At 62.1% G+C, this 20233-nt stretch carries 22 protein-coding genes; 12 read left to right on the top strand and 10 right to left on the bottom strand.

Annotated elements, in window-relative coordinates; translation table 11 throughout:
* Positions 1 to 29: 29 nt before the first annotated feature.
* From A9D15_RS01370 to A9D15_RS01345, 6 genes are all read right to left on the bottom strand, one after another.
* Entirely contained in the window at positions 30 to 749 is a 720-nt protein-coding gene (locus A9D15_RS01370; RefSeq protein ID WP_066761039.1) for a lysophospholipid acyltransferase family protein, read from the bottom strand.
* 4 nt (positions 750 to 753) lie between these two features.
* A complete protein-coding gene (locus tag A9D15_RS01365) occupies positions 754 to 1173 on the bottom strand; it encodes a Fur family transcriptional regulator (protein ID WP_066761035.1) in 420 nt (139 codons plus the stop codon).
* Positions 1174 to 1287: 114 nt separating this feature from the next.
* Positions 1288 to 1725, bottom strand: a complete 438-nt coding sequence (locus A9D15_RS01360; protein WP_066761256.1) for a Ros/MucR family transcriptional regulator — start codon at positions 1723 to 1725, stop codon at positions 1288 to 1290.
* A 195-nt stretch (positions 1726 to 1920) separates the two neighbouring features.
* Positions 1921 to 2421, bottom strand: coding sequence for a GNAT family N-acetyltransferase (locus tag A9D15_RS01355; protein WP_066761034.1), 501 nt, complete (start codon positions 2419 to 2421; stop codon positions 1921 to 1923).
* Positions 2418 to 3044 (bottom strand): tRNA (adenosine(37)-N6)-threonylcarbamoyltransferase complex dimerization subunit type 1 TsaB, encoded by a 627-nt coding sequence (gene tsaB / locus A9D15_RS01350; RefSeq protein WP_066761033.1) that lies wholly within the window; start codon positions 3042 to 3044, stop codon positions 2418 to 2420. The genes A9D15_RS01355 and tsaB overlap by 4 nt, the downstream gene beginning before the upstream one ends.
* Positions 3045 to 3065: 21 nt before the next feature.
* The gene (locus A9D15_RS01345) at positions 3066 to 3641 is read right to left on the bottom strand and encodes a NifU family protein (RefSeq protein WP_066761032.1); all 576 of its coding nucleotides are present in this window, start codon (positions 3639 to 3641) and stop codon (positions 3066 to 3068) included.
* A 116-nt stretch (positions 3642 to 3757) separates the two neighbouring features.
* Between A9D15_RS01345 and A9D15_RS01340 the strand changes: the two genes are divergently transcribed.
* The 6 genes from A9D15_RS01340 to A9D15_RS01315 all read left to right on the top strand — a co-directional run bounded on the left by A9D15_RS01340 (position 3758) and on the right by A9D15_RS01315 (position 12447).
* Complete coding sequence (locus A9D15_RS01340) at positions 3758 to 6667, top strand: M16 family metallopeptidase (protein ID WP_066761030.1); 2910 nt, start codon at positions 3758 to 3760, stop codon at positions 6665 to 6667.
* 152 nt (positions 6668 to 6819) lie between these two features.
* Positions 6820 to 8193 carry a class II 3-deoxy-7-phosphoheptulonate synthase gene (locus tag A9D15_RS01335; RefSeq protein WP_066761253.1) on the top strand — a complete coding sequence of 458 codons (1374 nt, stop codon included), beginning with the start codon at positions 6820 to 6822 and terminating at the stop codon, positions 8191 to 8193.
* 92 nt (positions 8194 to 8285) lie between these two features.
* Positions 8286 to 9530, top strand: coding sequence for an ergothioneine biosynthesis protein EgtB (egtB, locus tag A9D15_RS01330; RefSeq protein ID WP_066761251.1), 1245 nt, complete (start codon positions 8286 to 8288; stop codon positions 9528 to 9530).
* An 8-nt stretch (positions 9531 to 9538) separates the two neighbouring features.
* Positions 9539 to 10537 carry an L-histidine N(alpha)-methyltransferase gene (gene egtD, locus A9D15_RS01325; RefSeq protein WP_066761027.1) on the top strand — a complete coding sequence of 333 codons (999 nt, stop codon included), beginning with the start codon at positions 9539 to 9541 and terminating at the stop codon, positions 10535 to 10537.
* A 135-nt stretch (positions 10538 to 10672) separates the two neighbouring features.
* The gene (locus A9D15_RS01320) at positions 10673 to 11698 is read left to right on the top strand and encodes an aspartate-semialdehyde dehydrogenase (RefSeq protein ID WP_066761026.1); all 1026 of its coding nucleotides are present in this window, start codon (positions 10673 to 10675) and stop codon (positions 11696 to 11698) included.
* Positions 11698 to 12447 carry an alpha/beta fold hydrolase gene (locus A9D15_RS01315; RefSeq protein WP_066761025.1) on the top strand — a complete coding sequence of 250 codons (750 nt, stop codon included), beginning with the start codon at positions 11698 to 11700 and terminating at the stop codon, positions 12445 to 12447. The genes A9D15_RS01320 and A9D15_RS01315 overlap by 1 nt, the downstream gene beginning before the upstream one ends.
* An 18-nt stretch (positions 12448 to 12465) precedes the next feature.
* Here the strand turns inward: A9D15_RS01315 and A9D15_RS01310 are convergent, their stop codons facing one another.
* Positions 12466 to 13902, bottom strand: a complete 1437-nt coding sequence (locus A9D15_RS01310; protein WP_066761024.1) for an AMP nucleosidase — start codon at positions 13900 to 13902, stop codon at positions 12466 to 12468.
* Positions 13903 to 14281: 379 nt separating this feature from the next.
* Here A9D15_RS01310 and A9D15_RS01305 point away from each other — a divergent pair, with 379 nt between their 5' ends.
* Complete coding sequence (locus tag A9D15_RS01305; RefSeq protein ID WP_066761021.1) at positions 14282 to 14632, top strand: hypothetical protein; 351 nt, start codon at positions 14282 to 14284, stop codon at positions 14630 to 14632.
* Between the two features lie 108 nt (positions 14633 to 14740).
* Here the strand turns inward: A9D15_RS01305 and rplI are convergent, their stop codons facing one another.
* Genes rplI through rpsF form a run of 3 tightly spaced genes read right to left on the bottom strand, consistent with a single transcriptional unit; the run spans position 14741 to position 15944 of the window.
* Positions 14741 to 15352: a 50S ribosomal protein L9 gene (rplI, locus tag A9D15_RS01300; protein ID WP_066761019.1), complete on the bottom strand. Its 612-nt coding sequence runs from the start codon at positions 15350 to 15352 to the stop codon at positions 14741 to 14743.
* An 11-nt stretch (positions 15353 to 15363) separates the two neighbouring features.
* The gene (rpsR, locus tag A9D15_RS01295) at positions 15364 to 15588 is read right to left on the bottom strand and encodes a 30S ribosomal protein S18 (RefSeq protein WP_066761017.1); all 225 of its coding nucleotides are present in this window, start codon (positions 15586 to 15588) and stop codon (positions 15364 to 15366) included.
* Positions 15588 to 15944 carry a 30S ribosomal protein S6 gene (rpsF, locus tag A9D15_RS01290; protein ID WP_066761015.1) on the bottom strand — a complete coding sequence of 119 codons (357 nt, stop codon included), beginning with the start codon at positions 15942 to 15944 and terminating at the stop codon, positions 15588 to 15590. Before rpsF ends, rpsR begins: the two co-directional genes overlap by 1 nt.
* Before the next feature lie 226 nt (positions 15945 to 16170).
* Here rpsF and A9D15_RS01285 point away from each other — a divergent pair, with 226 nt between their 5' ends.
* The 5 genes from A9D15_RS01285 (at position 16171) to A9D15_RS01265 (ending at position 20186) form a co-directional block, all read left to right on the top strand.
* On the top strand, positions 16171 to 17469 hold the full coding sequence (locus A9D15_RS01285; protein ID WP_172807433.1) for a DUF418 domain-containing protein: 1299 nt from the start codon (positions 16171 to 16173) through the stop codon (positions 17467 to 17469).
* A 150-nt stretch (positions 17470 to 17619) separates the two neighbouring features.
* On the top strand, positions 17620 to 18183 hold the full coding sequence (locus A9D15_RS01280) for a hypothetical protein (protein WP_066761012.1): 564 nt from the start codon (positions 17620 to 17622) through the stop codon (positions 18181 to 18183).
* Positions 18184 to 18343: 160 nt separating this feature from the next.
* A complete protein-coding gene (locus A9D15_RS01275; protein WP_156521599.1) occupies positions 18344 to 18859 on the top strand; it encodes a GNAT family N-acetyltransferase in 516 nt (171 codons plus the stop codon).
* A 196-nt stretch (positions 18860 to 19055) separates the two neighbouring features.
* Positions 19056 to 19571: a GNAT family N-acetyltransferase gene (locus A9D15_RS01270; protein WP_373283492.1), complete on the top strand. Its 516-nt coding sequence runs from the start codon at positions 19056 to 19058 to the stop codon at positions 19569 to 19571.
* 180 nt (positions 19572 to 19751) lie between these two features.
* On the top strand, positions 19752 to 20186 hold the full coding sequence (locus A9D15_RS01265; protein WP_066761009.1) for a hypothetical protein: 435 nt from the start codon (positions 19752 to 19754) through the stop codon (positions 20184 to 20186).
* The last annotated feature ends 47 nt before the right edge of the window (positions 20187 to 20233 follow it).

The raw sequence follows: 20233 nt of genomic DNA, 5'->3' as shown, positions 1-20233 counted from the left end.
CATTTGAAGATCGCGCGAGGGGTAAGTTTCTACTGGCCCATCGCCCGTTCGAGCGCGCGGCGCGTGGCCGCGGCGATTGTCTTGCGCCCGGCAAGGCTTTCGCCCGTCAGCGGGGGCAGGAAATGCACGGTAATGTCCAAAGGCCCGTGCCTGCCCAGCACCTTGAAGAAGTTGTCGAGCCCCGGTTCGTCGCCCACCCAAGCGATTTCCTGCGCAGCCGTGCCGAAATCGAGAAAGACCGGCTGAACCGCAACGCCTTCGGGTGCAGGGTCGATCGCGGAAAGGAGCGAGCTCTTGAGTGGCAGCAGGTCCTTGCCGTCGCTCGTCGTTCCTTCGGGAAACAGCGTCAGAACGTGCGAATTGTCCAGCGCCTCACGTACCTGTTCGATCTGGCGCGTCACGGTCTGGCGGCGGGTGCGGGCGATGAAGACGGTGTCGTTCATTTCGGCCAGCCACTTCAGGAACTTGCTCTGCGCGATTCCGTCATGGCCAACAAAGGCGCTGCCGGTGCAGGCGGCGACGATCGGGATGTCGAGCCAGCTGAGGTGATTGGCGAGCAGGATCGCGCGCGGCTCCAGTTCGCCGGTCGTCGCAATCCGCACGCCCATCATGCGGGCAACCCCGCCAAGGAAAATGCGCGGCACGATGCGGCGGCGCGTGACCAGGCGCGAGAGAATGTAGGCGGGAATGCAGAGCAGAAGCCAGCCGATCAGCGCGATCAGCCGGCCCGCAATCCGCAGTCGGCGCACAGGATCAGTCCCGTTCCAGCTTTACGCCGTAAAGTTCCATCCGGTGGTCGACGAGGCGGAAGCCGAGGCGTTCGGCGATCTGGCGCTGCAACGCTTCAAGCTCGGGATCGACGAATTCGACGACCTTGCCGGTCTCGACGTCGATCAGGTGATCGTGGTGAGCCTCGGGCGCGGCTTCGTAACGGGCGCGGCCATCGCCGAAGTCGTGGCGGTCGAGGATACCGGCCTCTTCGAACAGGCGGACGGTGCGGTAGACCGTGGCGATCGAAATGCGCGGATCGATGGCAGACGCACGCGAATGCAGCAGTTCCACGTCGGGGTGGTCCTCACTATCGGACAGGACGCGAGCGATCACGCGGCGCTGGTCCGTTATGCGAAGGCCGCGTTCGGCACAGACTGCTTCGATGTCGATACGATTGGGCACCGGTCGGTCAGTTCTTTCGATTTACGCCGGTCGGCAGGTTGCAGGCGGTTGGCTGAAGCGCGGACCATAGTCCGTTGATCCGCAATAGCGCAACCGCCCGAACCCTCAAATCCCTCAGGATTTCTTGGCGGCGGCCTTGCGGCGGCCCGGCTTGCGACCCAGGCCGATCTTCTTGGCCAGTTCGCGGCGCTTTTCGGCGTAGTTCGGGGCGACCATCGGATAGTCGGCGGGCAGATTCCAGCGCGCACGATATTCTTCCGGCGTCATGTTGTAGTGCGTCATCAGGTGGCGCTTGAGCATCTTGAGCTTCTTGCCGTCTTCAAGGCAGACGATGTAGTCGGGCTTGACAGAAGAGCGGATCGAAACGGCCGGTTCCGGCGGCGTTTCTTCTTCGGCCGGTTCGGAACCAAGGCCGGCAAGCGCGTTGTAGATGTTGTTGATGAGGGTCGGTACGTCGGAAACTTCGACGGGGTTGTTGCTGACGTGGGCGGCAACGATATCCGAAGTAAGCGTGATGAGGGTTTCCGTCATGTCCGGGGCGGAATTGTCCATTTCTGTGTCCTTTGCGATCACGAACTCAGGCGTTTTCGCCGATCGGCGAAATATGGTGGAAGGCCGCGAGTGTCCGTCTCGCAGCCACTTATAGGGCGCATGTCCCCCGACAACAAGTCCCTGTGAACCACTCTTAAGTATCAATTCGATACATTGTTCCTGAAGCGCGGTTCGACTTGCCTGCGCTATTTTCGATTATTGTGCGCTGCGCAATTCGATTACTTGAACTAACGTCCTTGCAAATGTCTTTGCATCGCGCAGCCGCCCGTCGGCACCGCGATAGTAGTCCCGCCGCAAACCGACCTGTTCGAAGCCGTAGCGGCGATAGAAATGCTCTGCCGGATTGTCGGCGCGCATTTCGAGAAACAGGCGCGCAGTCCCTCTTTCCTGAGCGTTTGCAAGGAGGTGCTCAAGTAACCGCGAGCCAAGACCAAGTCTTCGATACTCGGGATCGACCGCGATCAGCAGTAGCTCTTCTTCATCCACGACCTGCCGCGTGAGGTAGAAGCCGGCGGTGGGTACGGAAGGTGAGGGCGGGCCCAGCACGCCATGCGCGTCGATCATCGCAAAGCGCGTGCCGGGGATGAGCATGGCAGATGCCAGCTGCCGCTCGTTCCATGCTTCGCCGAATGCTGGATCGAATGCGGAGAGCATGACCGACATCATGCCGTCCATTTCGGGCGCGGTCGGTCTCATGGCATTTTCCTGCCGGGCAGCTTTGCATCTGGCGCACGGCCATAGGCGGGGCGCACATCGCGGGTGAGAGCGCTTTCGGGCAGTTCAGCGAAACGCCGCGCATCGGGCAGCATTGCCTGCGCCGTGCCGGTCCCTCGCAAGTTTACCAATGACCCAGCCTGGCTGCCGACGACGAGGTCTGCGCCGATCTGCGATGCCGCATCGTCTGGGCGGAGCGATCGCACCGGTGCGAGGCTGGAGCCGTCGGCTTCGAACTCCTCGACGAACCACTCGCCATGGCCGCCGGTATTCACTACCGCGACCGGCACCGCGCCATGCTCGGCCCGCGCCTGGGCAGCGAGCAGGGCGGGTGTGTGATAGCCGAATAGGTCCGCTTTCCACGCCAGGGCCAGTGCCCTGGCTGCAGCAAGTCCGACACGGATGCCCGTGAAACTGCCCGGCCCCAGCGCTACGACGACGCGGTCGGCACGGCCCTTTTCAGGTAGCGCGCCGATCATCGGCACAAGGCGTTCGGCATGGCCTCGGCCAAGCTGGAACCACTCGCCCGCAAGGCATTCGCTGCCCTCGAAAAGAGCAGCCGAGCAAGCGTCGGTCGCGCTGTCGATCACGAGTGTCCGCGTCATGACGTCAGCAGATTTGGCCGGTCAGGCGGCGCGAACCTCGGTCACTTCGGGAACGTAGTGCTTCAAAAGCCCCTCGATCCCGTGCTTCAGCGTCTGGGTCGAAGACGGGCAGCCTGCGCAGGCACCCTGCATCGTCAGGAAGACGACGCCCTCGCGGAAACCGCGATAGATGATGTCGCCGCCATCGCCCGCCACTGCGGGGCGAACACGGGTTTCGATCAGTTCGCGGATTTGTGCGACGACATCGGCATCGGCCGGATCGTCGCCCATGTCGGCATCTTCCGCCGGAACGGCGATGTCGCCTGCATCGCCGCCTGTGAACAGCGGTGCGCCCGAGACGAAATGGTCGAGCAGGATGGCCACGACCTGCGGTTTGAGGTCCGCCCACTGCACGCCCGGTGCGACGCTGACCGACACGAAGTCGCTGCCGAAGAACACGCCGGTCACATCGCCGAGCGAGAAAAGAGCAGAGGCCAGCGGCGATACTTCCGCAGCGTCGGGATCGGTGAATTCGCGCGTGCCGCTGGGCATGACCTGCCGTCCGGGCAGGAACTTCAGCGTGGCGGGGTTGGGCGTGGTTTCGGTTTCGATGAACATGGCGACGATTTAGGCCCCTTCCGTCAGGGATCAAGCGTTCATTCTATGCCTTTTGTGCGCGGGATGACAGCCATGTTCACTGGCGCTTCACGCTGGCAGCCCATATATCGGGTCCCATGACCTTCCTGAAACGTGCCGCACCTGCCTGTGCGCTGATCTTCTCACTCCTCGCCACCACCGCCATTGCGCAGCCCGCACCTTCTGCCGAAGCGCAGCGTGAATGGCCGCAGGTGGACCAGGAACGCCCGTGGATCTATCGCGGCAGCGACATTCCGCCCGACACCGAATGGACGTTCGGCGAACTGTCGAACGGCGTGCGCTATGCGGTGCGTTTCAACGAGGTGCCACAAGAACAGCTTTCGGTTCGCGTGCGCGTGGATGCAGGCAGCTTGCACGAACAGGACAGCGAGCGCGGCTTTGCCCACCTCATCGAACACCTCGTCTTCCGCCAGTCCCGCTACCTGAAGGAAGGGGAGACGATTCCCCGCTGGCAGGAACTGGGGGCGACTTTTGGCTCGGATACCAACGCGGAAACGACGCCGACGCACACCGTATACAAGCTCGACGTGCCGGGCATCGACGTTGCCAAGGCGGACGAGACGTTCCGCCTCTTGTCGGGCATGATCGAGGCGCCGACCCTTTCGGAAAGCGGGGTACGCACCGAGGTTCCGATCGTTCTTGCCGAGCGCCGTGAACGCGGCGGCGCGGGCAAACGTGCGGCAGATGCGACGCGCGAGACCTATTTTGCCGGCATGGGCCTTGCCGAACGCAGCCCGATCGGCACCGTCGAAACGCTTGAGGCCGCCAACCAGAAGAGCGTTCGCGCCTTCTACAAGCGGTGGTACCGGCCCGAAAACACCGTGATCTCGGTGGCGGGCGATCTCGATCCGGCAGTGATGGTCCAGTTGCTCGAAAAGCATTTCGGCGACTGGGATGCGAAGGGCGAACCCGTGCCCGCGCCCGATTTCGGTGCGCCGACGCCTGGCCCCGATGCCAGGGCGGCAGCGGGCGCGCTTGCTCCGGTCGACAAGCTGACAGTGCTGCACGAACCAGACCTGCCGGTCTCGATCAGCTACACGATCATGCGCCCGTGGGAGAAGGTGGCCGACACCATCGTCTATAACGAGGGCCTGCTGACCGATCAGCTTGCCATGTCGATCATCAACCGCAGGCTGGAAAACAAGGCGCGCGCAGGCGGCAGCTTCCTTGCCGCGCAGATCGGGCAGGACGACGTCAGCCGCAGCGCCGACATGACGTTCGTGTCGATCACCCCGCTCGGCAACGACTGGCGCGCCGCGCTGGCCGACGTGCGCGCCGTGATAGCCGACGCGCTTACCACCCCGCCTAGCGAGGCGGAAATCACGCGTGAGCTTAACGAGTTCGAAAACGCCTTCTCCATTGGTGTCGAGACGCAGGCCGTGCAGCAGGCGACCGATCTTGCCGACAATGTCGTGCAGGCCGTCGACATCCGCGAAACCGTGGCCGCGCCCGATACCGTGCTCAACGTGCTTCGCAGCATGAAAGGCAAGGTCACGCCCGCAATCGTGCAGGACCACACCCGTGCGCTGTTTACCGGATCGGTCCTGCGCGGCGTGATGAACGTGCCCGATGTGGCAAGCGGCGACGAAGCCGCTTTTCGCGCAGCCATGCTCGCACCGGTAGAGGCCGACGCCTCGGCCCGGCTCGAGGACAAGCAGGTTTCGTTCGCCGACCTTCCCGCCATCGGCACGCCTGGTACGGTGACTTCGGTCGCGCCCATCGGCGTGCTCGAGATCGAGACCGTCAAGCTGTCGAACGGCGTCAACGCGCTCGTCTGGCAAAGCGATGCCGAACCGGGGCGCGTTTCGGTCCGCGTCCGCTTTGGCGAGGGCTACGAGGCGTTCGGCAAGGACGATGCGCCCTATATCTCGCTGGGTGAGTTCGCCCTGATGGGCACCGGAATGGGCGAATTGTCGCAGGACGATCTCGACCAGATTTCCAATGGCCGGAAGATGGGCCTCGACTTCTCGATCGAGGACAGCGAATTCGTCTTCGGCGCGGAAACGCGTGCTGCGGATCTCGAAGACCAGCTCTATCTTTTCGCTGCCAAGCTGTCCGATCCGCGCTGGGACGCGAACCCGGTGCTGCGCGCCAAGGCCGCGCTCGAAATGGGTTATGACAGCTATGCCACCAGTCCCAATGGCGTGATGAGCCGCGATCTCGAACAGATCCTGCGTGGCGGCGACCCGCGTTTCGCAACGCCAACGCCCGAGGAGCTGAAGAAGACCGACATGGCAGGCTTCCGCAAGGTGTGGGAGCCGATCCTCGCCAGTGGGCCGGTGCAGGTCGAGATTTTCGGCGATATCCAGCGTGATGAGGCGCTTGCCGCGCTGAGCCGCACGTTCGGCGCGCTTGCCCCCCGAGAGGAGGCGAGCGCAGATATCAACCTGTCGAAGGAGCCTGCGCCCACCAGCACCCCGATCGTGCTGACCCACCGCGGCGATGCCGATCAGGCTGCGGCTGTCATTGGCTGGCCGACTGGCGCAGGGCGCGAAGGCGTCCGCGTTTCGCGCCAGCTCGAGATCCTGGCGCAGATCTTCAACAATCGCCTGTTCGATGCGATGCGCGAACGTTTGGGCGCAAGCTACGCGCCCAATGTCGGCTCGCGCTGGCCGCTTGATCGCAAGGACGGCGGCATGATCCTTGCCATGGCGCAATTGACACCTGACGCGGTACCCGCCTTCTTCGAGGAATCGCGCAAGATTGCGGCTGACCTTGCCGCCGCGCCGCCGAGCGGGGAGGAAATCTCCCGCGTGACCGAACCGCTGCGCCAGCTGATCAGCCGTGCATCGAGCGGCAACGGTTTCTGGCTGCGCGAGCTGGCCGGAACCGCCAACGATCCTAACCGCGCGCTGGCCGTGAGGACGATCCTCAACGACTATTCGAGCACCTCGCCAGAAGCGATGCAGGCGCTGGCGCAGGCCTTCCTGCTCAATGACAAGTCTTTCGAGGTCGCGATCGTGCCGGAGGGTTACAAGCTGCCGTAACCGTAACAGGCGATCACGCAGATCGCGATAATTGCGGCTGAAACCTTTGCAATGCTCGGGCAGGCGGCGTATTGCGCCCCTATTCCGACATTTTCGGACATTATGAAACGCCGCCCGATGGGATGGCGGCGAGCGAGTTTCGGAGCAGAAAAGTGGCGAGCAAGTGGAGCCCGGATAGCTGGAAGTCCTTCGAGGGCAGGCATCTTCCGGAATATGCGGACAAGGCGGTACTGGCAGACGTGGAGCAGCGTCTCTCGACCTTTCCGCCGCTCGTCTTTGCCGGTGAGGCCCGTGCGCTGAAGGCGGAACTTGGCGAGGTTGCCAACGGTCGCGGTTTCCTGCTGCAGGGCGGCGACTGTGCGGAAAGCTTTGCCGAATTCCACCCCGATAACATCCGCGACACCTTCCGTGTCCTGCTGCAGATGGCCGTCGTCATGACGTTTGCCAGCAAGCAGCCGGTGGTGAAGGTCGGCCGCGTTGCCGGACAGTTCGCCAAGCCGCGTTCGGCCCCGACCGAAAAGCAGGGCGATGTCGAACATTCGAGCTATTTCGGCGACATCATCAACGACATCAATTTCGACGGTGAAGGCCGCAAGCCCGATCCCGAACGCATGGTCCGCGCCTACAGCCAGTCGGCGGCGACGATGAACCTCCTGCGCGCTTTCGCGACCGGCGGTTACGCGAACCTGCGCCAGGTTCACCAGTGGACGTTGGACCATATCGGTCGCAGTGCATGGGGCGAACGCTTTGCCCAGACTGCCGACCGTATCGGTGAAGCGCTGGACTTCATGGAAGCTTGCGGTGTCGATCCTTCGGAAGTCCCACAGCTTCAGGGCACCAGCTTCTACACCAGCCACGAGGCGCTGCTCCTGCCTTACGAGCAGGCGATGACGCGTCAGGATTCGCTGACCGGCGACTGGTACGACACCAGCGCACACATGCTGTGGATCGGAGACCGCACCCGTTTCGAAGGTTCGGCGCACGTCGAATACCTGCGCGGTGTCGGAAACCCGATCGGCATGAAGTGCGGTCCTTCGCTCGATCCTGATGCGCTGCTCAAGATGCTCGACACGCTGAACCCGTCGCGCGAGGCTGGCCGCATCACGCTGATCAGCCGCTTCGGTCACGAAAAGGTGGAGGCAGGGCTTGCCCCGCTGGTCCGTGCGGTGAAGCGCGAAGGCCACCCCGTCGTCTGGTCGTGCGATCCGATGCACGGCAACGTCATCAAGGCGGCCTCGGGACTCAAAACCCGTCCGTTCGAACGCATCCTGTCCGAAGTGAAGGGCTTCTTCGCGGTTCACCGCGCAGAGGGCACGCATGCTGGCGGCATCCATATCGAGATGACCGGCCAGGACGTGACCGAATGCACCGGCGGCGCGATCGCTATCACCGACGAGGGCCTGTCAGACCGCTATCGCACGCATTGCGATCCGCGCCTGAACGGCGCGCAGTCGATCGAACTGGCATTCCTGCTGGCCGAAGAACTCAACGCGGAAGCGGCGGTTCGCAAGGCGGAAGCGGCCTGATCCATCCTGAATTGGCATGGTTGCGCAGGCTTGATGCGAAGTTAATTCGCACAGCCTCGCAACCGTAATGCTTTTTATGCATTGTGAAGGGCATGGAGAATGCCCATCGCAAGACCGCTGGTGAAATAACGGGGCAGACGACCCTTACGCTGGCGGAGCGGTTCCGGCGCACCCGTGCGTTGAGCGAGGCTCTGGCCGCGCCGCTTTCCGATGCCGATGCTACTATCCAGTCTATGGAAGATGCGAGCCCTGCCAAGTGGCACCTTGCGCATACGACGTGGTTTTTCGAGACATTCCTGCTGCGCGATCACCTCGACGGCCATGCGCTGTTCGATGAGCGTTATCCGTTCCTGTTCAACTCGTATTACGAGGCAGAGGGCGCCCGGATCGGGCGTTTTTCGCGTGGTATGCTTTCGCGCCCCTCGCTGGATGAGATCATTACCTTCCGACACGCGGTGGACGAGGCGATGGAAGCGCTGATTACCCGCGAGGATTGTGCCGGCCTGATCGCTCTCGGGATTGCGCACGAACAGCAGCACCAGGAACTGCTGCAGACCGACATCAAGCATGCGCTGTTCCAGAACCCGCTTGGCCCGGCGATGTATGCCGAACCGGCACCTGCGTTTCAGGACGTGGATGAGGGCTGGACCGAGTACCCCGGCGGCATCGCGCAGATCGGCCATGACGGAGGCGGTTTCGCCTTCGATAACGAGGGTCCGCGCCACCGCGTTCTGCTCGAACCTTTCGCGCTTTCGCGCAGTCTCGTGACAAACGGGCAGTGGGCCGAGTTCATCGCCGACGGCGGTTATCGCGATCCTGCGCTCTGGCTGTCCGATGGCTGGGCTTGGGTGCAGCGCGATGGCATTGACGCGCCGCTCTACTGGCACGAGGACGAACATTTCACGCACGCCGGATGGCAGAAGCGCGACGCCCACGCTCCGGTGACGCATATCTCCTATTTCGAAGCCGACGCATTCGCATCGTGGGCAGGGCATCGTTTGCCTACAGAGTTCGAGTGGGAAGCACTGGCAACCACGGAAGACCCATCATCGGGCGACCAGTTGGATGAGGCCGGCCCCGTCCTGCCGCGCGCCACGGGCGCGTTATTCGGCTCGGTCTGGCAGTGGACCCGCAGCGGTTACCTGCCTTACCCGCGCTACCGGCCCGCAGAAGGCGCGGTCGGCGAATACAACGGCAAGTTCATGAGCGGCCAGTTCGTCCTCAAGGGCGCGTCCTGCGCCACGGTGCGTGGCCATTCGCGGGCCAGCTACCGCAATTTCTTCTATCCGCATCAACGCTGGCAATTCACCGGCCTGCGTCTGGCGAAAGATATCTAGGAGCACCGATGCCGGTCCAGGAAGCACTTCGCATTATTGATGAGGACGACAGCGGCATAGACCGCGCCTTCAGGAACGACGTGCTGCAGGGCCTGTCACAAGACCAGAAGGCGATTCCCGCACGCTGGTTTTACGACGAGCGCGGTTCGGAACTGTTTGAGGAAATCACCAAACTTGACGAATACTACCCGACCCGCGCCGAGACCGAGATCCTGAGGAATAACGCTGCTGCATTTGCCGCGGCGATTGGGGCAGGAACGGCCGTGGTCGAGTTCGGATCAGGCAGTTCGGCCAAGACACCTCTGTTGCTCAAATCGATCGATCCGGCGGCTTATGTGCCAATCGACATCTCGGGCGACTTTCTGCGCGCGTCATCGGGGCAGCTTGCCGCCAAGTTCCCGTCGATCCCTGTCTGTCCGGTAGAGGCCGACTTCACCAAGAAGGTCACGATGCCTCGCGCCATTGCGGGCATGCCGCGCCTCGGCTTCTTCCCCGGCTCGACCATCGGCAACCTCGTACCGCGCACCGCAGTCGACTTGCTGCGCGAGATGCGAGAGACTCTGTGCGACGGGGCGGACCGTCCTGCCAAGCTCTTGATCGGGATGGACCGTGTAAAGGACACCGCCGTCCTAGAGGCGGCCTATGACGATGCGCGCGGAATTACCGCAGACTTCAACCTCAACGTCCTCCACCGCATCAACCGCGAGCTGGAGGGCACACTGCCCGTCGGCGACTTCGTCCATCGCGCGATCTGGAACGATGCCATCGCCCGGATCGAGATGCATCTGGAGGCGCGCCGTGACCTCGCGTTCAACGTCTGTGAACGCCGCTTTACGATGCTGAAAGGCGAGACGATCCATACCGAAAACAGCCACAAGTACACCCGTCGCAGCGCCAATGCCCTGTTGCTCGCCGGTGGCTGGACGCCGGTAACCCATTGGCGCGACGCGCAAGATCGTTTCATGCTGATCCTTGCCGAAGCAAGCCCGTTGCGCATGGCGCCCTGACCGGCGCAATCCAGACTAACCTATTGCAGTTGCGAACTTGCGCTCTGCGCCTATCGCGGCTAACGGCAGCCCTCCCTTAGCGGACCCGCAATCGTGCGGGTGTTTCCGCGCGAACATATGCAGCGAGTAGTTGAAATGGGTTACCGGGTAGTCGTCGTCGGTGCGACCGGAAATGTCGGTCGTGAAATGCTCACCATCCTGGCAGAGCGCGAGTTCCCGATTGACGAGATCGCCGCTGTCGCGTCCTCGCGTTCCACGGGGTCCGAAATCGATTTTGGCGAAACCGGCAAGAAGCTCAAATGCAAGAACATCGAGCATTTCGACTTCACCGGCTGGGACATCGCCTTGTTCGCGGCAGGCTCCGGTCCGACGGCAGAATACGCGCCCAAGGCGGCGGCAGCCGGCTGCGTCGTGATCGACAACTCGTCGCTTTACCGCATGGACCCGGACGTTCCGCTGATCGTGCCCGAAGTGAACCCGGACGCGATCGATGGCTATACGAAGAAGAACATCATCGCGAACCCCAACTGCTCCACCGCGCAGATGGTCGTTGCCTTGAAGCCGCTGCACGACGCGGCGAAGATCAAGCGCGTCGTCGTAGCCACGTACCAGTCGGTTTCCGGCGCGGGCAAGGCGGGCATGGACGAGCTGTTCGAACAGAGCCGCGCGATCTTCGTGGGCGACCAGGTCGAACCGAAGAAGTTCACCAAGCAGATCGCTTTCAACGTGATCCCGCACATCGACGTTTTCCTCGACGACGGTTCCACCAAGGAAGAGTGGAAGATGGTCGCCGAAACTAAGAAGATCCTCGATCCCAAGGTGAAGGTCCACGCCACTTGCGTGCGCGTGCCGGTCTTCGTCGGCCACTCGGAATCGCTCAACATCGAATTCGAGGAAGAGCTTTCGGCAGAAGCGGCCCAGAACATCCTTCGCGAGGCGCCGGGCGTGATGCTCGTCGACAAGCGTGAAGACGGCGGATACGTGACGCCGGTCGAATGCGTTGGCGATTACGCTACGTTCATCAGCCGCGTCCGCGAAGATTCGACGGTCGACAACGGCCTTGCTCTGTGGTGCGTTTCGGACAACCTGCGAAAGGGTGCGGCGCTCAACGCGGTTCAGATCGCCGAACTGCTGGGCCGCCGCCACCTCAAGAAGGGCTGATGACCGCCCCGCTTCTCGAACACGTCACGGCGGCGGACGGCACGAAGCTTGCCGTCCACCGCACGGGCGCGGGAAAGCCGATCGTGCTGCTGCACGGGCTGTTTTCCAGCGCAGAAGTAAACTGGATCAAGTTCGGCACCGCGCAGATGCTGGCCGATGCCGGGTTTGACGTAATCATGCCGGACTTGCGCGCGCACGGGCTGTCGGAGGCTCCGCACGGGGAGTACGCGCATAACGTGCTGGTCGACGATCTGCGCGATGTGATCGCGCACTACCGGCTTGGTGCGTTCGATCTTGCGGGCTTCTCGCTTGGTGCGCGGACCTCGCTCAATGCTGTGCTCGACGGTCTGCGGCCAGAGCGGCTGGCGCTGGTCGGCATGGGCTGGGAAGGGCTAATCGGCTGGGACAAACGCATCGCATTTTTCGTCGATGCCATCGACCGGTTCGATGAAATCCGCATGGGCGATGCCGCCTTCTTCGCAAAGAGCTTCATGAAGACGCAGAAGGTGGACCGTGTCGCCGCCCGTGCACTGCTGACATCGATGCAGGGCACGGACGTGTCGAACCTCGACGCCGTGACGATGCCGACGAAGGTCATTAACGGCGCGAAGGACCAGGACAACGGTTCGCCCCACACGCTGGTCGAAAAGCTGCCCAATGCGTCGTTCGCCGAAATACCCGGCACGCACATGAGCTGCGTTTCCGAGCCCGCGCTCGGTCAGGAACTCGTCCGCTTTTTCGTGTACTGATCCTGTCCGAAGGCAATTTTAGCGGAACGGCGGCTCGTTAAAGGCGCGCAGCTTGCGGCTGTGCAACCGATCGCCTTCCGCCTTCAGCAGTTCGCACGAACGGATGCCGATCTGCAGGTGGCTCGCAATCGCTTCCTCGTAGAAACGGTTCGCCTGGCCGGGCAATTTAAGCTCACCATGGATCGGCTTGTCCGACACGCACAGTAGCGTCCCGTAAGGTACGCGGAAGCGATAGCCCTGCGCCGCGATCGTCGCGCTTTCCATGTCGATGCCCACCGCGCGTGACAGCGACAGACGGTGCCCGGTGTTGGTCACCTGCAGTTCCCAGTTGCGGTCGTCGGTCGTGACGACAGTACCGGTGCGCATGCGTTTTTTAAGGTCCGCGCCCGCCGTGCCGCTGATCTCCTCGGCCGCGCGGGCCAGCGCCTGCTGGACCTCGGCAATGGCGGGAAGCGGGATTTCGGGCGGAAGAACGGCGTCCAGCACGTGATCGTCGCGCAAATAGGCGTGGGCCAGAACGTAGTCGCCGATCTTCTGACTGGGCCGCAGACCGCCGCAGTGCCCGATCATCAGCCACGCCTCGGGCCGAAGCACGGCGAGGTGATCGGTGATCGTCTTCGCGTTCGACGGGCCGACGCCGATGTTGACCAGAGTGATGCCCCCGCGGTTCGGAGCGACGAGGTGATAGGCTGGCATCTGGTGGCGACGCCACGCCGTGTCGGACAGGCGGGCCCGCGCGTTCTGCGTCTTTTCTGTCAGCATCAGTCCGCCGGCGCCTGCCAGCGCGGAAAAGCCGCCTTCGCCAAGCTGCTCACCGGCCCAGTCCACGAATTCGTCGACATAGCGGTGGTAGTTGGTGAACAGGATGAAGCGCTGGAAATGGTCGGGATTCGTACCGGTATAGTGTTCCAGCCGCGCAAGGCTGAAATCGGTACGCAGCGCGTCGAACAGCGACATCGGCATGGGCCCGCCGCCGCCGATGTCGATGCCGTCGGCCAGTTCGTCGCCGATCAGCGAAAGCTCTGTCGCTGGGAAATGACGCGCCAGTTCCAGCGGGCTGACCCCTGCAAGCACCGCACCGGCCTCCCCGTCTACCACGTAGGGGAAGGGGATCTCCTGCCGCGAGGGCCCGACCTCGATCTCGACGTCGTAGTCGGCCATGATCAGGTTGAGCTGTTCGGACAGGTATTCGTTGAACAGGCGCGGGCGCGTGATGGTCGTGGCGTAAAGGCCGGGGCGCGTCAGGCGGGCGAAGGCACGGGTGACGTTCGCGGCGACATCGGCTTCGCGGAATTTCAGGCGCAGTTCGGGATAGGCATACGATCCGTCGGTTCGACGGCTTCCGGCCGGCTTGGTGCCGTCGGTGGCAAAGGCCAGGAGGTCTGCGCGAAGGGTGGCGCGGGCCTCGTCGTAAATGCGGGTGATTTCGGAAATGATTTCTTCTGTTGTTTTCATGGACAGGAGTTAGCGCCTGCCCGGTTACAATTCAAAGGCCCGATGCACTTTTCGTCTATGCCGTGTTCGCGCGGTGACGGTGGACGAATCAGACATTTTTCGGGGGATCTGCTTTTCCGGCTTGGCGGTGCAGGGCATCGGCGCTAGCGGAGCGGCCGGAATGCGACGTATCTTCCGTCTCTCGCGCCCCGACGCATGCCGACGCTTCCCCCGGTACGTCCGGCCCCCGCAGTTCAACCGACGCTGTCGGCCAAGGCGCTATCCGCTCGCCAGCTACACACGCTTCCCCCATCCACGGGACCACCATCCATCGCCTGATTTCCTGTTCGGGCCACATAGGCCTGAAGCTATAACGATTTCAGATTTATGGATTTTACAGATGAGAACCGTACTTGCGAGCGGCGCTTTCGCGCTGCTTCCGATCCTTGCCGCGCAACCTGCGCTGGCCGAGACGACCGACGACGCCAACGAGATCCGCGTCGAAACTGCTCTGCTGCACCCTTCAGCAGGCCTGATGAACGACCACATGCTCGACGGGGCGCTGGGGGTTCACCGCGTGGTTATTGCCTCGCGCTATCGCGAACGGCCGACCTCGGCGCAATTGACGATGAATGCCCGCTGCCTGATCGCAGCGGCGACCGGTATCGAGATGGAGACGTGCTTTGCACCCCAGGACTGGACGCCGGTCCGGAGGCGGGCGGTGCTGGCCGCACAGTTAAAGGCCATCTGACTGCCCGAAAGCGCCTGAACAGCGATCCCGCACGACTGGCAAAGAAAAAGGCGCGGCAGGTGATCCCGCCGCGCCCTTTTTTCAGGCCGTATCGGCTTGAAGAAGCTCTCAGGCCTCCTCTTCGCCTTCGGCTTCGCCCTCTGCAACGTCCGTGGCGATTTCGCCCGGTTCGGCGTTGGGATCGAAAGCTTCGGTGAAGCCGCCCTTGTCCTGCGATTCTTCTTCGAACATCGCAGCAAGGACGTCGACGCCTTCGCTCTGCAGTTCGGCTTCGTCGTCCGAACGGGCAACGTTTGCCTTGATCGTGACGCGAACTTCCGGGTGCAGGGCGACGGTGACGTCGAACATGCCGATGGTCTTGATGGGCGAACCCATGATGACCTGCTTCTTGTCGACGTCGAAGCCCTTGTCGGCAAGCGCCAGGGTGACGTCACGAACGTTGACCGAACCGTAGAGCTGGCCGGCGTTCGAAGCGGCGCGGATCAGGACGATCTCGGTGCCGTCGATCTTTGCGCCAGCAGCTTCGGCGTCGGTGCGACGCTCTGCGTTTTCCTTTTCGAGGCGGTCGCGGTTGGCTTCGAAGACCTTCTTGTTGGCTTCGTTCGCGCGCAGGGCCTTCTTCTCGGGGAGAAGATAGTTGCGTGCATAGCCGTCCTTCACGGTGACGACGTCACCGATCGAGCCGAGCTTCTCGATGCGTTCGAGCAGAATGATATCCATGGATCCGCTCCTTACTTAACGACGTAGGGCAGCAGGCCGATCTGGCGTGCGCGCTTGATCGCCTTCGACAGCTCGCGCTGCTTCTTGGCGGATACGGCGGTGATGCGCGAAGGCACGATCTTGCCACGCTCGGACATGAAGCCCTGAAGCAGACGGACGTCCTTGTAGTCGATTGCCGGAGCGTTCTTGGCAGAGAATGGGCACGACTTGCGGCGACGGAAAAACGGACGGGCCATTAGCGATCTCCCCGACGGCCGCGGCGTTCGCGGTCATTCTTGCGCATCATCACCGAGGGGCCTTCCTCGTGTTCTTCGACGCGGACGGTCATGTAACGAATGACGTCTTCGTTGATGCGCGTCTGGCGCTCAAGCTCTGCAACGACGCCGGCGGGGGCATCGATGTTGAGCATCACGAAGTGAGCCTTGCGGTTACGGTCGATCTTGTAGGCGAGGTTCTTGAGGCCCCAGGTCTCCATCTTGGTGACCTTGCCTTCGTTTGCCTCGACGATTTCGGTTGCGGTGTTCGCAAGCGCGTCAACCTGAGCCTGGCTCAGGTCCTGGCGCGCCAGGAACACATGCTCGTAAAGCGGCATGCGTAGCGTCCTTGTACTTACTGCCGATCGGCTGACCTTTGCACCGGATGTGCAAGGCCCCTCCGGCCTTCTGCTTTCCCGTGCCGGACAGGCAGGGAAGCGCGCGCCTTACAGGGTCTGGCCGCAAATGCAAGGCCAAAGGGCGCGGTGGCGCGCCTGTTTGACCGGGGAACGGGCGGGCCTAATGTCCTGTTCGACGACGAGTCGCAACCATTCGCATTGGGGGATGCGTATGACGAATGCCGTGCCGATGGACATGATGGACGTGGCCGCAACGCCGGACGAACCGGCAACTGCGGGGCGGATCCGCTCGCTTGACCTTGTCCGCGGGTTCGCGGTGCTGGGCATTCTGGCCGCGAACATGGTGGCCTTCGCTCTGCCCGGAAGCGCGCACCGCGTGCCGACGATGATCGAGGACAGTTTTGCCGAAAAGCTGTTCTGGCTGATCAACCTGCTGTTGGTTGACGGCAAGATGCGCGGGCTGTTCACGGTCCTGTTCGGGGCGGGCGTTGCGCTGTTTCTCGAACATGCGCGGGCCAAGGGCGCGAAGGGCTGGTGGCTGCAGTTCCGGCGACTGTTCTGGCTCTGGGTCTTCGGGTCGCTCCATTACGTGCTGTTTTTCGAAGGCGACATCCTGCTCGACTATGCGGTGATGGGGTTGTTCCTCGTGCCGATCCTGCTGGTCCCGCGCGTGCCGAACTGGGCGCTGGTCGTACTGGCGGCGGCGCTGCTGGTCTGGGACGGTTATGGGGCGGCTTCGCATTTCGATCCCGATTACCAGATGGAACGGGCGATTGCCGCCGGGACAGCCGACGCGCAGACCGCGCGCGACTATGCCGACTGGCGCGGCGGGTTCGAGGGCGACACGCGCGATGCGCTCGCTTTCGACCAGAGGGCGAGCTTCATCGACATGGCCGTCGACCGTCACGAACGGGATACGCCGATCAGCCGGACGATCTTCGTCATAGTCGCTTATGGCGCGGGTTATCTGGCCCTGATGCTCATCGGTGCGGCGCTTTACCGGGCGGGTTTCTTCACCGGCAACTGGAACGCGCAGAAAGTCGTGCTCTGGTCGAGCATCGGTATCGTGTTCTCCCTTTTTGTGGCGCTGGGGGTGGGGCTGGCTATTTGGCAAAGCGGTTTCGGCCCGGCGACGACCTATTTCTACACATATGCATGGGCGCCGCAGTACCGGCTGCCGATGGTGCTGGGCATGGCGGGGCTGCTGGTGGTGGCGACTCCGAAGTTGGGGACGACGTGGCTGGGCGAAAGGCTGTCTGCCGCCGGGCGCATGGCGTTCACGAACTACATCGCGATGTCGGTGATCTTTCCGGTGTTCTTCCACGGCTGGGGCCTTGGCCTCATCGCGCAAGTCTCGCGCTGGGGCATCTGGCTCTTCGTTTTTGCCGGATGGGCGCTGATGCTCGGCTGGTCGAAGCCATGGCTCGAACGCTACCGCTTCGGCCCGCTGGAGTGGCTGTGGCGGTGCCTGACGTACTGGAAGGTGTTTGCGTTCAGGCGGTGAGGAGGTGGTTGCGGGGGGATGACTGGTAACGCCCCGGTCGTAAGCTTCTGACAGTCAGCCGTCACCGTGACTTACTTCGCTAAATAGGCGTGTGACGTGCAACAGGATGATGTTCTTGCCAGTCCAATCCTGTCTTGAGATATTGTCATTATGCCAAATTCAATCATCAAAGAATTCAAGCTATTATTTTACCTCTTATCGGCCAGCAAGGCCATGAGCAAAGGCGACGTCACGCATGCGAGACGGCGGTTGGATAGTGCGCTTGCTACTTTGGACGAGCAATCAGAATATCTTGCGCTGGCACTCGCGATGGACGGACTCTTAATTTCTTTGGAAGTCGCATTCGCATCCATTGATGACGAAGATAAAAATTTGGATGGCTCGCTAGCGCGATTCAAGGAATCTCTTGATCTCGTCAGTCATAGCGTCGATGCGGATGATCTGTATGTAGCTGAATTTTGTCGATTTCACTTGAAAATCGATGAGATTTTTAACGGAAGCAAGATCACGTTTTTCGAACTCCAAGCGGCTGAGGCCAGGTTACTGGAAGCGCGCGATAAATCCACGCGTGCGCGACATGTGCTCCGACACATTATGAGTGGATTTACGATCGAGCCGCTAAGAGAATTCTGTGTGGTTCCGAAGCAGGACGATGCGCCGAAGGATAACTTTCGCAAAGGCCCCTCTCCAAATGTTACTGTAACCTTCGGCTAGTGAAGAAAACTTGGCTTGCCACTCATTGCACTTCACGCAACCGCGTTTCCAAAATCGTCACGCACCCGCTTGCGGCAGATCAATTCGCATCTGCAGCAGCCCGCTTATCCTCTGACCCATGGCCGGCAAGAGTTCCGGCGCAAGGATCAGGAGAAAGTCGATGAACGTGATGGCCGCCCAGCGAACCGTCCTTACCCGCGATGCCGTGCAGCTTACCGTTCGCCCGGTCGAGCCGCGTGACGAGGCATTGCTGGAAGACTTCTTCGAGAACGTGTGCGAAAGCGATCGCCGTTTTCGCTTCCTCAGTGCTCAGGCGCATATCGGGCATGACCAGATCGCCCCGCTGGTCGAGGTCGATCACTGGCAGACCGAGAACTTCCTTGCCTTCGACACCGGCAACGGCGCGCTGGTCGCGACGGCCATGCTGGCCTGCGATGCGCGGATGGACGTGGGCGAGATCGCCGTATCGGTCCGTTCCGACTATCGCGGGCGGGGCGTGGGCTGGTCCATGCTGGACGTGCTGAGCCGGGCTGCGCAAGAGCGCGGGTTGAAGCAGGTCATCGCCATCGAGGACCGCGACAACCACGCCGCGATCGAGCTTGAGCGCGAAAAGGGCTTTGAACCGCGGCCCTTCGCCGGCGACAACTCGCTGGTGGTTCTGACGCGGACTTTCTGAAGCGCTGCAACGCGTTGCGGGGCGGGTGGCGATGCTGCCTGCCCCTGCTGTTTTGCGCCGCTTGCGTTTTATGCAAGAGGTGGCATCGAATTAGCATCTGCTGCAATGCACCATTTCACTTCGCAAATGCAGCATAGGCACTATCTGCCCACCCATGGCCGGCATCTGATCCGGCGACCCAACATGGAGAATGGCAGTGAACGTGATTGCATCCGACATGACCGTGTCGACGCGCCACGATGTGCAGCTGACGGTTCGCCCCGTCGAAGCTGGTGACGCGCAGGCACTGGTCGATTTTTTCCGCAGCGTTAGCGCCGATGACCGCCGCTTCCGCTTTCTGAGCGCGCAGGCCCACGTCGGCGCTAGCCAGATCGCCCCGCTGGTCGAGGTCGATCACTGGCAGTCCGAGAACTTCCTGGCCTTCGACGCCGAGACCGGCGCGCTTGTCGCGACCGCGATGCTGGCCTGCGACCCGCGCATGGACCTGGGCGAAATCGCCGTGTCGATCCGCCACGACTACAAGGGCCGCGGCGTGGGTTGGGCGATGCTCGACCTGCTGGGCAAGGCCGCGCAGGACCGCGGTCTTAAGCAGGTCATCGCTATCGAGGACCGCGAAAACCATGCGGCCATCGAACTGGAGCGCGAGAAGGGGTTCACCCCGCGTCCTTTCGCGGGCGATCCTGCGCTCGTGGTGCTTACCAAGACGTTCTGAATAGACGAAAACTTCGTCAAATAGACGGAAGGGCGGCCCTTGCTGGTCGCCCTTTTTCGTTTCAAGACACGTAAACACATGGAAAGTAGGGTTAAAATAAACTTTCGCCGCAGGGGTTGCGCCGACTCGACTTTGCTTGATCTATTCCTGTTCGTCTCAAGTGGATGAAGGGGGAACATCATGAAGCTTATGAAGACTGCCATCTTGGCAACTGTAGCGTTTGGCCTTTCCGTCTCTGCACATGCGCAAGTGGAGGTGAAGGAAGATCCGGGCCGTACTTCGTACCGCATTCTCTATCTTAAGCTCGAAGACGGTAAGTGGGACCGATTCGAAGAGATCGTGAAGACCTACAATGAAATCACGGTCGATGCGGGGCAGACGCCTGCGACGATCATGCACATGAATTCGGGCGACTGGCCGATCATGGTCATGATCCCGATGGCAGGTGGCATGGCCGAAATGGACTACGACACGTCGCCATCCGACGCGAAGTGGCGCAATGCTGGCATCAAGAAGCTGGGTTCCAAGGATGCGCTTCAGGCGCTCGACAAGGAAATGGGTGAGATCATCGCGAACTCGACCAGCGAACTGGGCCATACGCACGCTCCGAAATAAGCTTCGGAACCGAGATGTGGGGAGCGGGGCGTCCGGTATCCGGGTGC

This window comes from Croceicoccus pelagius, assembly GCF_001661915.1.
Classification (GTDB): Bacteria; Pseudomonadota; Alphaproteobacteria; order Sphingomonadales; family Sphingomonadaceae; genus Croceicoccus; species Croceicoccus pelagius.
This window is presented reverse-complemented; position numbering and strand designations above follow the sequence as displayed.